A 14,411-nucleotide genomic window follows, 5' to 3' on the forward strand; every position below is an offset into this window, starting at 1 on the left:
TTCGGGAAATGGGCGGTTACGGCCACAGCAGAGCGGGAGGACTCCTGTTCGGCGGCGTGACCCGCTCGCTCCTCAAAGCGTGCCTTTTCACCCTGCTTATCGCTCGCTGAAGACGGCCAGGCGGCTAAGGGAAACTCCTCATTTCGAACGCTTGACGAAAGAGGAAGACTCTCTGGCAGTCGTAACGCAGCTTCGCAGGGAGAGAAACAATGCGCAATGATCAACAGCTAGTGATGGATCGGCAAACGAGGCCAGCGGCCGACAAGTCTGTCGGCGTGGGCATCAAAACGATTCTTTTCCACGTCATCGACGACGAGTTTCACAGCGAGAGGATCGAGACGGCCCTTGCCCTGGCGCGTAGCTGCTCAGCGCACCTGAGCTGCCTGCATGTGACGCCGATCGAAGCCTATGTGGCGTTTGACAGCTTCGGCGGCGTCTTCGTAATGAATGACATAATCAGGGCTCTCGACGAGCGTGACGTCGAATTACAGACCAAAGTCGAAGAACGTCTCGCGAAAGAGGACGTTAGTTGGGACTACGAGCAGGTGACGGGCAATGTCGCCTCGAGGGTGATCAGCCAAGCTGCGCTCGCTGACTTGCTAATCACGGCGCGCAATCCGCTTACTCAGGACTTCGTCGGCCCGACAGCCGGATTTCTCGGTGATCTTTTGCAGCGCTCGCGCACGCCGCTATTCATCCCGGGTTCGGATCGCGGCGCATTCGATCCAACTGGAAAGGCACTGATCGCCTGGAATGGAAGCTTCGAAGCGGCCAATACTGTACGTGCATCTCTGGGTCTCTTGAGGTTGGCGAGCGAGGTTCGAGTGCTTCAAGTCCTGGAAAAGAAGCCAGATGCGAAACAGTTCCCCGCGACAAAGCTGCTCGAATATCTATCCCGCCAAGGGGTGCATGCCGAACTCGCGACAGAGCCTTCCCCGACTGGCGACCTCGGCCACGACGTGATCGCCGGCATGATCATCGCTCAGGCTCGGGGTGCAGGTGCGGCATACATCGTCATGGGGGGCTACAGCCACATGCGCATCGGCGAGTATCTTTTCGGCGGCGTAACCCGGACGCTGCTTAGGGAGTGTCCGTTCTCCCTCGTGATTGCTCACTGAGACTGGGAAAATGAAGGTCGCGGTTTACAGCACCAAACCATATGATCGGCAGTTCCTCGAAGCCGCGAACGGCGGACGGCATGAGCTCCGATACCTGGATTGCAGGCTGACGATTTCGACCACCGCACTTGCGAAGGGCGCGTCGGCCGTTTGTCTGTTTGCGAACGACGAGGCGAACGCCACGACGATCATGGCGTTCGCACACATGGGCATTCGTCTGATCGCGTTGCGCGCGGCCGGCTTCAACAACGTTGATGTCGTCGCTGCGAAGTCACACGGAATCGTTGTCGCGAGAGTGCCCACCTACTCCCCGCATGCCGTCGCAGAGCACACCTTCGCACTTATCCTGTCGCTCGTGAGAAAGGTGCATCGTGCCTACAACCGGGTGCGGGAGGGCAATTTCTCGCTCGACGGTCTGATGGGTTTCGATCTCGTCGACAAGACAATCGGGATTGTCGGCGCGGGTAACATCGGGTCGGTTGTCGCCCGGATTGCCACGGGCTTTGGGTGCAAGGTTCTCGCCCACGATCCGGTGCGTCGGTCGGAATGCGAGCGCCTGGGCGTCGAGTATGTCGGCCCGCATGAATTGCTCGAGCAATCCGACATCGTGACGCTGCATTGTCCTCTGAACAGGAGCACCAGGCATCTCATCGATTCGGCGGCCCTTGCGCGGATGAAGGCAGGCGCAATCCTCATCAACACCAGCCGCGGCGCTGTCGTGGACACCCACTCGGTCGTCGACGCATTGAAGCGGCAGAGCCTCGCCGGCCTGGCCATCGACGTCTACGAAGAAGAGGACGCGCTGTTCTTCGAAGATCGCTCGGATCAGGCCATCATGGATGATCAATTCGCGAGATTGCTGACGTTCCCGAACGTGCTGATTACGGGCCACCAAGGCTTCTTCACAGTCGAAGCGCTGACCAATATCGCTGCAACGACAATTGCCAACCTCGACAGCTTCGAGCAGACCGGCCGGCCCTTGCATCCGGTGATGACTGATATCCCGGCCGTGCAGCACGCTGCTCAGCTGGTGCCCGCAAAGTAGAGCCAGACTAATCCGGCTGAGCAGCGAACGCGATGCGGAGCGCCTCAGAGAGACTGCGAACGCCGAGTTTCGTCATAAGATTCGCGCGATGGATCTCCACTGTGCGCGGGCTGATGCCGAGATCGTATGCGATCGTCTTGTTTGGCAGCCCTTGCGCCAGCCCATTCAGAACATCGCGTTCGCGCGAAGTGAGGGCTTGGAGCCGTACTTCGGCATCTTTCCTGCGCTCGCCGGTCGCTTCTTTTTGCGACAGTCGCCGAAAGCCTTGGTCCAGCGATGACTTCAAGGTTTCCTTTTCGAACGGCTTCTCGATGAAATCGATGGCGCCGGCCTTCATTGCCCTGACGGCGAGCGATACATCGCCATGGCCAGTCATGATGATCACCGGGAGAGTGACGCCTTTCTCCTGCAGCGCTTGCTGAACTTCGAGTCCGTCCATGCCAGGCATTCGGATGTCCAGTAGAATACAACCCTCTGTGAGATATCTAGCGGACTTCAGGAGCTCGATTCCAGACTCATAGGTTTGCACCTGGTAACCCGACGTCTTGAGCATGAAGCCGGTGGAGCGGCGGACTGCCGCGTCGTCATCGACGAGGTGCACGACGGGGAGGTCAGAGTCGCTGCTCATCAAATTTCCGCCGTCGGCAGAGTGAAGTGGAAAACAGTGCCGCCATTTACCGCTGGTTCAAACCAGATCCGGCCGCCATGTGCCTCAACGATAGTTCGGCAGATCGACAGCCCAATTCCCATGCCGGTCGTCTTGGTCGTGATGAACGGCTGAAACAACTGAGCCGCGATGGATTTGCTGATGCCGGAGCCACTGTCTTCCACGCTGACCAGCATGAAGTGGGATGACTCGGAACGGGTCCGGATGGTCAGACTTCGCACCGGGCCGTCCATCATAGCGTCAATCGCGTTGCGGATGAGATTGACCAGCACCTGCTGAATCTGGATTCGGTCAACGAACACCCCATCCGCCCTCGCGTCGAGCTCGACGTGCACTTCAATCCCATATTCGTGCGAGCCGACAAGGGCCAGGGCATTCGCCTCCGTGACCAGACGGTGGAGGCTTTCGGTCCGGCGCTCCAACTCGCCCCGGCTGACAAAATCCCGCAGCCGGCGGACGATCTGTCCCGCCCGAACCGCCTGTCCCGCGGCGTCATCCAGCGCCTCGCGAACGACCGCGAGGGTTTCTTCATCGGGAGTGGAGGCGAGGAGATCGCGCAGCGTCTCGCAGTAATTGGCGATCGCGGTGAGCGGCTGGTTCAGCTCATGTGCGAGGGACGAGGCAAGCGTGCCCATTTCGCTGACACGGCCCACATGAGCGAGGTCCGACTGCAGGCCCTTGAGACGGAGCTGGTCTGTCTGCCGCTGAGTGATGTCGTGGATGAAACCCGTGAAAATCCGTTTTTCGCCGAGCCAGGCCTCGCCAATCGAAAGCTCGATTGGAAATGTATGGCCGTTCCGGTGCCGAGCGGTGGTGACCCGTCCGATCCCGATGATCTTTCGTTGCCCGGTTGTTCGGTAATGCTCGAGATAACCGTCATGCCGTTCGCGGTCCGGCGAAGGCATGAGCATCGAGACATTCTCGCCGACAACCTCGCTCTCGGCGTAGCCGAACATCTTTTCTGCGGCTGCGCTGAACGAGAGAATGGTGCCCACGTCGTCGATCACCACCATGGCATCGGGCACGGTCGCTAGGATCGAACGGAGATGCGCTTCAGTGCCGTCCCCGAACTGGACGCTGGAATTCGCTGGCCGATCCATAGGAGGTCTCATACCAGCGCCTCGGTGCGCGACGCCAGAGGTTCGGCAATCAGCGAATGCTGGCGATCCGGAACGCAAGAACGGCGCCGTCCGACTCGACGACAGAGACCTGCTGCCCGAGACGAATCGGTTGGTCGTCGAGCCTTAGCATGCGAGCCGATGCTCCATTCGAGCTCATGGCCAAGGCGCCATTGACCTTCTGAACAAGTCCAGCCTCGTCGGGATCATTTGCCCAATGTCGGCGTACGGTTGCCAGACGAGGGCTATTCAGGAGCGCTCCTTCGTCAACGAGATCGTTATCATCAAGCGGCAGGCGAAGCAGGTACGCGCGGCTCACCGAGCCCGTCGGGAACTCAGGACTTTGCGCAAGCTCAAGGCGGATATTCTTCCAATTATTCATATAGTTCTAAGTGGACCGGCAAAAAGGGCAGCGCACGATACGCAATGATAAGCATGTTAAACCGCCCGAATCCGCGCAGACGAGGCTTGCGACCGGATCCTAAGGGCAACCGACATCTGATCAGCGAGAGCTGAAAGCCGGATTACGATCGGCAGGTTCGGATCGATCTGAAAGCCAGTTCCAGACCAGCGCGAACACCAAGCCGAGCAGTGCACCAATCACGAATGTCAGGCCCACGAGCATCGCTGCTGTCGATATCGTGAAAGGTGCCAGCGTAAAGTTGAACTGGATAAAATGCAGCTTCAGCACGAAGTCCATGACGGCCTTGGCAATGCCAATTGCCACCAGTGTGACCCACATCAGGTGCCAGACAGCAAACACCGCTCCAACTGAAATCGCCGCTTTCGACGGATTGAGATGACGCATTGCAGTTCCCCTTTCGCGACCACCTTCCTTTCTCCACGGGACATTCGCACTCCGTAATGTTCCGGAGGGCCTAAGGAGGTTTCCGTAGCGACCTCCCGCTCTTTGTCTGGGAAGCTTGCCCTCTCAGTCGGAGTCTAGTGATGATTCAGCAAACACCGCCGGACGAAGTCCCCTTCGAAGAGCCAGCCGGCGAACCGCCGCCGGAGCCCAGCCCGTTTCGGGAGCCCTGCCCCGGCGAAACGCCCGGGCCGGAGCCGCAGCAGCTCCCCTGCCTACCCGAATGTCCGCCCGATCCAAGTCAGTTGACGAAGTGAGAAAGCTGGTTTGTGCGGGATTGGCTGCATGGTTTGTGGCATGCCCCCCAGCAACTGCCCAGCAGGTTGATCTGCGTAGCGGCTCGATCGCACAGACGGTGGCCAAGCTTCGAGCTGGCCAATATGTCTGGGCCCCGCAAGCGGCCCCCAGCGGGCCTATATTGCTTATCGTCAACCTCGCCACTCAGCGCGGCATTCTTTTCCGCAACGGCGTGCCGATTGGCGCGACCACGATCTCGACGGGACGCTCAGGCTATCGCACGCCCACGGGCGTGTTCACGATCCTTCAGAAGCAGGTCGAGCATTATTCCTCCAAATACGACAACGCGCCGATGCCTTACATGCAGCGGCTCACGTGGTACGGTGTCGCGCTCCACGCCGGAAATCTGCCAGGTTATCCCGCGTCCCATGGTTGCATCCGGCTGCCGAAAGGATTTGCCCAGCTCCTTTACGGTGCCACAAGAGTCGGAATGACGGTGGTCATCACGGACCATGCCGTGACTCCCCGCCTCGCACCCACGCCTGAGATCGTATTGAGGGGGACTGGGAGTGGCCCGGCGAGCGAAGGCTTCGACTGGCATCCGGAGCTTTCAGCCGCAGGACCTGTCTCGATAATCGTCAGCGCCGCAGACCGGCGCGCCGTCGTATTGCGCAACGGTATCATTATTGGCTCCGGACCTGTGTCGGTCAGTGATCCGGTGACCACGACCTGGGCGTATACCCTTCGCGACATAGATGCCTCGGGTCAGCATTGGATCAGGCTTGAGCTGTCGTCGAAATCAACCGACGGTCTGCAGGTCCCCGCCCAGGAATGGCAGCGGTTCCATGCCCCTGAGGCCCTCCGACGCGCGGTGGCAGCGATCGTGGCGCCGGGCACCACCGTCATCGTCACGCCTGACTCTGTCCGGCCAGGCGGCAAGCCGATCGACATTCTCGAGGGCGAAACGCCGGCGAGGAACTAGGTCGTAACACCGGCGAGCTGCTCCGCGATTAACGGCGCGACACTGAACGCACTGTGCGGATTGGGAATGCTATCGCTCGTAAGAAGGGACTGGGCCAGTCCTTCGATCTCGGCAGCCGTTCTTTCGTCGCAGAGTGCATGGACAGCAATGCAGTAGGGTGGAAGCATGTCCGCAGCCATCAGGATCATCGCTGCTTGGATCATAGTCGCTCCCGATGAGATTATGTCGTCGACGAGAACTGGGGTGCGCATCGCATGCTGATCAAGTGATGGGGGAATGAGCTGCACTTCGCGGTCGCCTCTCCGTTCCTTGCGGAACACCGCCCAAGGGCAGCTCGCGTTTCGGGCTATGTTTTTAGCCCACTGGGCGCTTTCGATATCCGGTCCCAGGATAATCGGCGAAGCCACATGATCGCGCACCCAGCGTCCAATTAGCCCACTCGTATGCACGACGGTCGTAGGAATGCTGTAGATCTCCTGAAGGGACGCAATGCGGTGAAGGTGCGGATCGACCGTGATCAGGCGGTCGAACTCGCGGCTGATCAAATCCGCGAAGATCCGGGACGAGACCGCTTCGTTGGCGGCGAACGCCCGGTCCTGCCGCATGTAGGCGAGGTACGGAGCGATGAGGCTAATGCTTCTCGCGCCGGCCGCACGCAGGGCGCGTGCGGCGAATACCAAGGGCACAAAATGCTCATCGGGATGTGCCAAAGTGCAAACAAGGAATGTGTCGCCCTTCCTCACATCGCCATGGATACGGACATAACTCTCACTGTCCGGAAATCGACGGTACTCGATTGTTCCTGTTTCGGAGGCAGTGAGCACAGAAATCTCGTCGGTCAGGTCCCCATTGCCTGGCATAGCGAAGAACCGAGCCATCTTAGGCTTCGATCCTGAGACCGTTTTCGACCAAACGTGCGTAATCCGCCGCGTAGGCGATCTCCGACTCGGTGTCGGCATAAAGCGTGATGAGCGGCTGGCCGAGCTCGATCTGATTGCCAAGGCGTACGTGAATTCTGAGGCCCGCTGCGGGGTCATCCGGCGCGCCTGCGAACTTGGCAATGCGGGCGATCTTTCGGTTGTCGATCTCTGTGATTCGACCTTTGGTGTTGCTTTCGATCACCCGCTCAAGGGCAGCCTTCGGAGGCTCGCAAAACCGGCCTTGCGCTAGGCAGATCCGCTCGAACTTGCGATAGGCCGAACCGTCTTCGAGCAGCTCCCGGGCTCGTTCATTTCCGCTCTCGGGAGCGGCTGCCTGTCCGAGCTCCAATACCGCGCCGGCGATATCCAGAGCCCGCTCACGCAAGTCTCTTGGTGCATCATATTCGAGTCGCAAGACCGACAGGACGTCGCACATCTCGAGGGCAGGTCCGATAGCCCGGCCGACCGGTTGCGCGCCATCCGAAATCACGCTGACCGTTTCCACCCCAAATCGTGAAGCGACGTCTCGCATCCGCATGGCCAGCTTGTGGCCGGCAGCTGAGCTTCGGACCTTTGCGGTCGGACCGACCGGAATGTCGAGAACCACCCGCTGTGCCCCCGCGGCGATCTTCTTCGAGAGAACCGAAGCGATGAGCTGACCTTCGGGATCGATTTCGAGCTGTCGTTCGACGCCAATGAATATGTCGTCCGCAGGACTCAGCCGAAGCGCTCCGCCCCACGCGAGGCAGCCTCCTTCGGCTTCCACGACTCGCCGGATTGCGGCGAGGTCGAGGTCGACCCGAGTCACCGTTTCCATCGCATCTGCGGTGCCGGCCGGTGACGTGATCGCTCTCGAAGAGGTCTTGGGGATGGTCAGGCCCGCAGCGGCAGCGATTGCGACCACGATGGGCGTGGTTCGGTTGCCCGGGAGCCCACCGACGCTGTGCTTGTCGATAATGTCGCGATCCCAGCGCAATTGCGCGCCGCCTCTCGCCATGGCTCCAGTCAGAGCGACCGTTTCGTCATCGGTAAGCGGGAGAGCGGAGCCCGCAGTAATGAACGCGGCAAGCTGGACGTCGCTGTAACGCCCGGCGACGACATCCTGGACGATCTCGTCGAACGCTGGCGCATCAAGGGTCGTCCCGAAGATCCGGCTGCGGACAGATCCCATCGAATGGAGCGCCGGCGGATGGCTGATCGTCACCCATTCCCCTTCCGAGGCGCCCAACAGCTCCCAGGCAGCTTCGGAGAGACCAATCTCGTCTTCAGCGAGAGTGGCGTCGGCGCCCTGGAATAGAATCGCAACCACTTCGCGACCTTCGGCGCGCAGCAATACTTGCGACCGTGGTGCCAAGCCTTCCGATCTGCAGACCGGACAATCCGTCCGCATGACGACGATCGGCTCACGCTGGGTATGGAGATGCATGCGCCGGATACGCAGCCGCGCGCCGCGCGTCCGAGTCGGTTTTCGCGAAATCACAGCATCCATCACCCCGATCTAATCGGGTCGGTGGACGCAGCCATTACGCAATGGTCCGTACATCCGGGCATTTACGGATCATGGGCCCGTCCTCGGCAGCCTATGTCGATCTATTGGAGGCCCGCGATGCTCGCCAGCGAACTCAATTTCGGAATTCCCAACGTCGACTTGTCATGGAGTTGTGGCGGGACTATCAATCCTAGCTGTTTCGTGGGTCATCAGCTCCTTGTTCTGTTTCTGCCGACAGAGGAACGGCAGCAGGCGGTCGAGTTCGAAAGCTACGAAAAGCTGGCGGATGAACTGGCCGGAACCGATTCCTGGTTCCTGGTCATCGGAACCGAGCAGACGAAGAGCCCTGAGAAGCGACGCATTCCGATTGCCTTGGATCGCGAGGGAGAGGCATGGCGGGCGTTCAGGAAGGTGGCGAAGAAGGTCAAACTTGATCGAGCGGCTGGCGCGGCCTTCTTCTTCACCCGCGGCGGCGCGTTCCACCGGGTGTGGCCAGGACAAGGTCATGCATCCGCAGTAATTCGTGAACTGCTGAGCCGGCAGTAGGTCGCTTCAGCCCTTCAGCCCTTTGGCCGTTCGATCGTCGAGCCGAGATCGCTGAGTACTTTGCGTGCATCGATTGCCCGAGGCTCGCTGAGAGAAATTGGGCTTTTCCGCATCAAGATTTCGGCAGTCGTCTCGAACGCTTCGATACGTCTGACATCGACGCGGTCGGCCCAGAAAGGGCTGCCGCCACGCCAGTAATTCCACCCAGCGCCCGGCATGTAATATCTCCACTCCGGTTGCCAGTAGCCGTAGCCCGGGCCGTACCATGGGCGGTACAAGGAATCTCCTGGTCAGTTTCAGTATCATAGCGGCTATGAATTAACAGCAAGGGGGTCGGCTCGCCTGATAAGTGGCGTAAAAACAGGCAAAACAGGCGGAGACCGGTTCGCGAATGACTGCTTCCACCGCCATGTACCGCTGGCATAATTCTCCCATTGGGGACCAGCGCGCCAAGGCCCCGGGGACAGGGGTCAGCTTAGACGATTGCGGAATCAGCTGAATCGGCTGCGGGTGGGTCACATCAAGCTTGAAAGCACGATCCGCCATCATCGCGTCTAGGTGGAAGACGCCGGGCAACGATCGGAGGCGTTTGCGCTCTAGCGGCGGATAACCGGGTTGATGGTTGCTCAGGTTTGTACGGCCGCCAACAACGCCTCGACGTGGCTCGCGATCCCGTTGTCGATCGAATACCGTTCCGCCACTGCTTTCAATGACGTGGGTCTAGCGAGCGCCAGGGCAGCATCGATCTGTTGCGCAATGCTGGCCGGATCAGGCGCCGTGAGCGCGCATCCTTCGGCAGCGCCAAGCAGTGACTGGGCCGAAGGAAAGCAGTTCGTGCAGATCACCGGGCAGTTCGCGGCCATCGCTTCAAGCACCACCGCTGGAAGACCTTCATAATCTGATGTGAGGACGAACAGATCGCTGGCCCGGAGAGCTTCGGCCACGTCCTTGGCATAGCCCGGCATGGCTACTCGGTCCCGCAGCCCCAATCGATCGATGAGCTCGCTCAAGGCAGCTCGCTCCTCGCCCTCGCCCAGGATCAACAAGTGGGTGTCGGGCTGAGATAGCTGGGCAAAGCCTTGGATCAGGCGGTCGAGCCGCTTCTGCGCGGTCAGGCGGGCGATGCTAATCACCTTCGTGCGCGGCGCTGTCGCGGGCGGCGCCGAGGACGGGGCGAGCATCGCCGGCGTCACATACGGATTGTCGACATGTCGAAATATTCGGGCAAAGCCGGGGAACTCGCGGCGCATTTGCTCGCTTTCCTCGGCGCTGAGCGTCCACATCGCCGTCGTCCAGCGAAAGATCAGACGGTAACTCCAGAGCCTCGCCAAGCGGACCAAGCCCGTATGACGCGACGTCGCAATCGGATTGGTCGTCTTCAAGATCAGGGTTGCGTTACGCAATCCCGCCAGACGCATACCAATGGCGGTTACCAGCGACGTATTGTTGGCGGTCGAGATAATCACGTCCGGTGACTTGCGTCTCAGATGTTGGATCAAGCGCGGGAGTGAACGGATCAGGTCCCACCCGCGCGATTTGCCGGCACGCCCGAGGTAATGGATCGGGATGTCACTGCCGACGAGCTCGGTGAGGATGGCCTCGACTTCTCCGCCTCGGCACAGGACAATCAGATCGAGATTCATGCCGATGGTGGCGAAGCCGCGGGCAAGATAGGCAGCGACGCGGTCGCTCCCGCCCCGGCTGAACTTGTGCAAGACAAGGCTGACCCGCAATCCTGAAGCAACAGCAGGCTCAGGCGGCATTAGCGGAACTGGCGTTCAGTGCGTGCGAGGTCGGCCACCACAGCGCGAAGATGGTGATCGCATAAAGAATCCGGCTGTGATCGGCAGCTCCTCGCTTATGCTCGGCGAAAAGCCGATCGACCGCCGCAAGATTGAGATAGCCGGCTTCGCTGGCGCCGCTGTCATGCCATGCGGTCCGCGCGAAGTCCTGGAACTTCCCCCGCAGCCAGCTCGCCAGGGGAATCTGAAAGCCCTGCTTCGGTCGGCCGATAATGCCCGGTGGCAGCCACGGGGCAATCGCGTTGCGCAGGATGAGCTTGCCGGTGGCGCCACGAAGCTTGAGATCGGTAGGGATGGTCAGCGCCCAGTCGACCATCTTGTGCGACAGGAACGGGACGCGGGCTTCCAGCGAGTGGGCCATGCTTGCACGATCAAGGCGCGTCAGCATGGCCGAGGGCATGTTGAGAGTCAGGTCGGCGAACAAGAATTGTTCGAGCGCCGACGCCGTTCGCGTGATATTTTCCGGAAAATACTCTCTTTCAAGACTGGCGAACGAGCTCTCGCTCTCGTGCCGCGCCCAAAATGCGGGCTCATAGAGCTGCTTGCGTACGGCCGTTCGGCTGATCTGGGTGGCGGCAAAGAATTGTTGAAAGCCATCGGGCAAGCGAATGAACTCCGCGAAGCGCTGCGCGTGCTGGCGAAGAAAGTTGAGCCGCGGAGAGGCCGCGACCGGAAGGCGATCGAACAACGCCGTCAGCGGGTTGAGGACGTCGATCGCCGGCCGGTAGCGCTCGATCAACTTGGCGTTGCGGTGCCGTTTGTAGCCGGCAAACAGCTCATCGCCACCTTCGCCGCAGAGCACGACTTTGACATGTTCCGCGGCCAGCTTGGAAACGATCCAGGTGGGGATCGCGGCCATGTCGGCAAACGGTTCGTCGTAGCATTGCTGGATTTGGGGCAGCGATTTGATTGAATCATTGAGGTCAAGCGCCAAGGCGATGTGTTCGCATCCGAGGTGACGCGCGATGGCGCTAGCCGCATCCGTCTCGTCGATCCGATCGCCGGGATGGCCGATTGTGAAAGCCTTGATGGGATCGTCGGTCGCATGTCTCATCGCCGCGAGAACCGCTGAGGAATCGATCCCGCCCGAGAGGAACGCGCCGACCGGTACATCCGACTGCATGTGGCGCGACACGGTTGCGCGCAGCTTCGACCGCATCTGCTCGGTCCAGTCGTCCACAGAATGCCTGTCGCCGACGCGAAACCGTGGACGCCAATAGGCCCGCACTTGTCTCGCGCCGCTGGCGTCAACGCTCAGAAAATGTCCGGGGTCGAGGGTGGCCACCTCCTTAAATATGGAGCGCGGCCGGCGCACATGCCCGAACGAGAAGAAATCATTGACCGCGCGATCATCAACGGTGAAGTCGTGATCAGGCAGGAGCCTTAGCGCCTTGAGTTCAGACGCAAACGAAATGCCGCCGCGTTGTTCTGTGATATAGAGGGGTTTGATGCCGACGGGATCTCTGGCCAAGGTGAGCGATCGTTGTTGCCGGTCCCAGATGGCGACCGCGAACATGCCTTCGAGCTTGGCCCAGGCATCGTTGCCCCATTTGGCGAAGGCCGCGATGATTGTCTCGGTATCGCTGTGGCTCGAAAACGGGTAGCCGGTCAGCTGAGCGCGTAGCTCGAGGTGATTAAAGATCTCGCCATTGAACACGATCGACAGTCGGCCATCGGCGCTGTCCATCGGCTGATGACCACCCGCGACGTCGAGAATGCTGAGGCGCCGCATGCCGAAGCCAAAGTCGCCATCTATGAACACGCCGGAATCGTCCGGACCGCGGTGGCGGATAGCGTCGCATTGGGCGGTGACGACAGCCGCGCTGACGCTCCGGCCGTTTCGCCTGTACCACCCGGCAATTCCACACATAGGAGGCGCAACCTTCACTGCGTTTCGGAGCGCCCATCAAGGGCGGCCGTTCGCGGGCTCGGCCGATATCAGAGGTCGCAATTCATGGATAGGCGGAGCTCGGTCATGATTTTATCGGGCGCGATAACTATCCTGCTTCGCTGCGCATCATTCGCCTTGCCGACAACAGCAGCGTGCCGCGGATAACAATCGAACTGACGATCGCCGCCACGGCTGCACCGGCCGTCCCAATGGGCCCCAACAAAAGTACGAGAGCCAGAACGTAGGCGATCGCGCCCAGGACTCGGGCGGCGAGAATTTGGCCCGAATAGCCGTGGGCGTTGAGGATCGGCTCTAGCGCAAGCCCGGACAGGTCGATTGCCGCGGCAATCGACAACAACACCAGGTAGGGCTGGGCAAAGGCAAATTCCTTGCCGGAAATGACACTCAGCAGGGTTGGCCCGCCGAACCACGCCAGGATCACCATGATTACCGCCAGCAGAGACGCGATCCATGTCGTCCGCCACGACACCCGCGCCAACGTCCCGCGGTCGTTGCTCGCGGCGAGCCGGGCGAGTTCCGGATATAAGACCCGGGTTACCGTCTCCGCTGGCTTGGCCAGCGCCCCCGCCAACTTGCTGGCGATGCGAAACGCACCGGCCGCTGCCGGGCCGCCGTGGGCGCCCACCGCGAGTGTCCCGGCCTGCTCCCACAGGAGGCCAAGTGAACCCGAGAAACTGTTGTGCACCATGAATCGCCAGAGACGCGGGTTCTCTTTGGCAGCCAGCGCAAAGGCCTTTCGCCCGACGACGAGGCGCATCCCCCGGACGGAATAAGCGGCAATCCATCCAGCCCCGGTCTCGGCAAACGCGGCAAGCGCCCACACCGCCAACATGGCGTAGACCCCCAACCCAAGGCCCCAGGCAATCAGTGCGCCGATCAAGCGCACGCTCGGCCCAATCGACTCGGCGTAGGTCAACAGGTCGAAGCGATTATAGAGACGAAGCATGCCGGTTGCGGTGCCACCGGTCGAAAGCAGCAACACAGCAGCAAAAAGAACCGCACCGTGCTGCTGCTCGATGTTCCAGCCAAAGAGTGGCGCGGCAATCGCGACGCCGAGCGCTGCCAGCACCGCGCCAAGCACCGCGCCTGACAAATCGACTGTGGCGGTATAGCCGAGCAGCCGGGCGAGCCGATCCGGCTGATGTTCAGCGAGATGCGTCGAGCCGAAGCGGAGTACCGCTTTCCACGAGGAAAATTCGATAAAGCTAGCGAACGCTCCGCCGTAAGCGATGATCATGCTGAACATTCCGAACCCGGACACCCCAAGCGTCCGCGCGGCGAGCGCGAGGTAAATGAGGCTGACGACACCGGCAAAACCGCGGCCGCTGAGCAGCCAGCCAGCATTGCGGCCCATTCGCGAAAAGACATGGCCAGGGGTTGACAGCTGAGGCTGGCCGGCCACCGTCTCCTCCACACTGGTATGTCCGGCGACGGGATCGCGGCCCGGTCCGGCGGAATCGGAATTCGGGATCAGAGACGTGTCGATCGGGCCTCGCGTCACATTTCCTCCGGCATCGCAATCGGCGAGCATGGCACTAGCGCAGGGAAATGGTCCCTTCCACCGGCTATTGCGATTCACTGGCGCTGCAATCGGACCCGGAGAGTATCCCTGATCAGGGGTATCGGGTTGTTCGGCGGCATGTTCGGCAAATCCTGCTAGGCGCGTTAGACCCGCAGCAATCGCAGACCGACTGTTGCTCAAGGAGAGAG

General features: G+C 60.8%; 14 protein-coding genes. 4 read left to right on the forward strand and 10 right to left on the reverse strand.

Features of this window, described 5'->3' with window-relative positions; all coding sequences use genetic code 11:
• Positions 1-209: 209 nt before the first annotated feature.
• Positions 210-1,118 (forward strand): universal stress protein, encoded by a 909-nt coding sequence (locus RMO25_RS01950; protein WP_309660922.1) that lies wholly within the window; start codon positions 210-212, stop codon positions 1,116-1,118.
• A 10-nt stretch (positions 1,119-1,128) separates the two neighbouring features.
• Positions 1,129-2,163, forward strand: coding sequence for a 2-hydroxyacid dehydrogenase (locus RMO25_RS01955; RefSeq protein ID WP_309660923.1), 1,035 nt, complete (start codon positions 1,129-1,131; stop codon positions 2,161-2,163).
• A 7-nt stretch (positions 2,164-2,170) separates the two neighbouring features.
• On the opposite strand, the gene RMO25_RS01960 is transcribed toward RMO25_RS01955, so the two are convergent.
• The 4 genes from RMO25_RS01960 to RMO25_RS01975 form a co-directional block, all read right to left on the reverse strand.
• Positions 2,171-2,791, reverse strand: coding sequence for a response regulator transcription factor (locus RMO25_RS01960; RefSeq protein ID WP_309660924.1), 621 nt, complete (start codon positions 2,789-2,791; stop codon positions 2,171-2,173).
• Entirely contained in the window at positions 2,791-3,942 is a 1,152-nt protein-coding gene (locus RMO25_RS01965; RefSeq protein ID WP_309660925.1) for a PAS domain S-box protein, read from the reverse strand. The genes RMO25_RS01960 and RMO25_RS01965 overlap by 1 nt, the downstream gene beginning before the upstream one ends.
• Before the next feature lie 37 nt (positions 3,943-3,979).
• Positions 3,980-4,330 (reverse strand): hypothetical protein, encoded by a 351-nt coding sequence (locus RMO25_RS01970; protein WP_309660926.1) that lies wholly within the window; start codon positions 4,328-4,330, stop codon positions 3,980-3,982.
• 120 nt (positions 4,331-4,450) lie between these two features.
• Positions 4,451-4,756, reverse strand: coding sequence for a hypothetical protein (locus tag RMO25_RS01975; protein WP_309660927.1), 306 nt, complete (start codon positions 4,754-4,756; stop codon positions 4,451-4,453).
• A gap of 280 nt (positions 4,757-5,036) precedes the next feature.
• Between RMO25_RS01975 and RMO25_RS01980 the strand changes: the two genes are divergently transcribed.
• Positions 5,037-6,032, forward strand: a complete 996-nt coding sequence (locus RMO25_RS01980) for a L,D-transpeptidase family protein (RefSeq protein ID WP_309660928.1) — start codon at positions 5,037-5,039, stop codon at positions 6,030-6,032.
• Here RMO25_RS01980 and RMO25_RS01985 read toward each other — a convergent pair.
• Together RMO25_RS01985 and RMO25_RS01990 are read right to left on the reverse strand one after the other, a co-directional pair.
• Positions 6,029-6,910 carry a ribose-phosphate diphosphokinase gene (locus RMO25_RS01985; RefSeq protein WP_309660929.1) on the reverse strand — a complete coding sequence of 294 codons (882 nt, stop codon included), beginning with the start codon at positions 6,908-6,910 and terminating at the stop codon, positions 6,029-6,031. The genes RMO25_RS01980 and RMO25_RS01985 overlap by 4 nt on opposite strands.
• Before the next feature lies 1 nt (position 6,911).
• Positions 6,912-8,441: a thymidine phosphorylase family protein gene (locus RMO25_RS01990; RefSeq protein ID WP_309660930.1), complete on the reverse strand. Its 1,530-nt coding sequence runs from the start codon at positions 8,439-8,441 to the stop codon at positions 6,912-6,914.
• A gap of 117 nt (positions 8,442-8,558) precedes the next feature.
• Here RMO25_RS01990 and RMO25_RS01995 point away from each other — a divergent pair, with 117 nt between their 5' ends.
• Positions 8,559-8,987, forward strand: a complete 429-nt coding sequence (locus tag RMO25_RS01995; RefSeq protein ID WP_309660931.1) for a hypothetical protein — start codon at positions 8,559-8,561, stop codon at positions 8,985-8,987.
• 14 nt (positions 8,988-9,001) lie between these two features.
• Here RMO25_RS01995 and RMO25_RS02000 read toward each other — a convergent pair whose 3' ends face one another.
• The 4 genes from RMO25_RS02000 to RMO25_RS02015 form a co-directional block, all read right to left on the reverse strand.
• Positions 9,002-9,265, reverse strand: a complete 264-nt coding sequence (locus RMO25_RS02000) for a CC0125/CC1285 family lipoprotein (protein ID WP_309660932.1) — start codon at positions 9,263-9,265, stop codon at positions 9,002-9,004.
• A 348-nt stretch (positions 9,266-9,613) separates the two neighbouring features.
• Positions 9,614-10,750, reverse strand: a complete 1,137-nt coding sequence (locus tag RMO25_RS02005) for a glycosyltransferase (RefSeq protein ID WP_309660933.1) — start codon at positions 10,748-10,750, stop codon at positions 9,614-9,616.
• The gene (gene asnB, locus RMO25_RS02010) at positions 10,740-12,659 is read right to left on the reverse strand and encodes an asparagine synthase (glutamine-hydrolyzing) (protein ID WP_309660934.1); all 1,920 of its coding nucleotides are present in this window, start codon (positions 12,657-12,659) and stop codon (positions 10,740-10,742) included. Before asnB ends, RMO25_RS02005 begins: the two co-directional genes overlap by 11 nt.
• Before the next feature lie 127 nt (positions 12,660-12,786).
• Entirely contained in the window at positions 12,787-14,202 is a 1,416-nt protein-coding gene (locus tag RMO25_RS02015) for a lipopolysaccharide biosynthesis protein (RefSeq protein ID WP_309660935.1), read from the reverse strand.
• Positions 14,203-14,411: the final 209 nt, after the last annotated feature.

Origin of the sequence: Sphingomonas sp. (assembly GCF_031361285.1) — a bacterium.
In the GTDB taxonomy this organism is placed as follows: Bacteria; Pseudomonadota; Alphaproteobacteria; order Sphingomonadales; family Sphingomonadaceae; genus Sphingomicrobium.

What these genes read in the sequence shown, in the direction of transcription:
- RMO25_RS01950 (WP_309660922.1), top strand. Translation starts at nt 210, where the DNA reads ATGCGCAATGATCAACAGCTAGTGATGGATCGGCAAACGAGGCCAGCG.
- RMO25_RS01955 (WP_309660923.1), top strand. Translation starts at nt 1,129, where the DNA reads ATGAAGGTCGCGGTTTACAGCACCAAACCATATGATCGGCAGTTCCTC.
- RMO25_RS01960 (WP_309660924.1), bottom strand. Translation starts at nt 2,791, where the DNA reads ATGAGCAGCGACTCTGACCTCCCCGTCGTGCACCTCGTCGATGACGAC.
- RMO25_RS01965 (WP_309660925.1), bottom strand. Translation starts at nt 3,942, where the DNA reads ATGAGACCTCCTATGGATCGGCCAGCGAATTCCAGCGTCCAGTTCGGG.
- RMO25_RS01970 (WP_309660926.1), bottom strand. Translation starts at nt 4,330, where the DNA reads ATGAATAATTGGAAGAATATCCGCCTTGAGCTTGCGCAAAGTCCTGAG.
- RMO25_RS01975 (WP_309660927.1), bottom strand. Translation starts at nt 4,756, where the DNA reads ATGCGTCATCTCAATCCGTCGAAAGCGGCGATTTCAGTTGGAGCGGTG.
- RMO25_RS01980 (WP_309660928.1), top strand. Translation starts at nt 5,037, where the DNA reads ATGTCCGCCCGATCCAAGTCAGTTGACGAAGTGAGAAAGCTGGTTTGT.
- RMO25_RS01985 (WP_309660929.1), bottom strand. Translation starts at nt 6,910, where the DNA reads ATGGCTCGGTTCTTCGCTATGCCAGGCAATGGGGACCTGACCGACGAG.
- RMO25_RS01990 (WP_309660930.1), bottom strand. Translation starts at nt 8,441, where the DNA reads ATGGATGCTGTGATTTCGCGAAAACCGACTCGGACGCGCGGCGCGCGG.
- RMO25_RS01995 (WP_309660931.1), top strand. Translation starts at nt 8,559, where the DNA reads ATGCTCGCCAGCGAACTCAATTTCGGAATTCCCAACGTCGACTTGTCA.
- RMO25_RS02005 (WP_309660933.1), bottom strand. Translation starts at nt 10,750, where the DNA reads ATGCCGCCTGAGCCTGCTGTTGCTTCAGGATTGCGGGTCAGCCTTGTC.
- asnB (WP_309660934.1), bottom strand. Translation starts at nt 12,659, where the DNA reads ATGTGTGGAATTGCCGGGTGGTACAGGCGAAACGGCCGGAGCGTCAGC.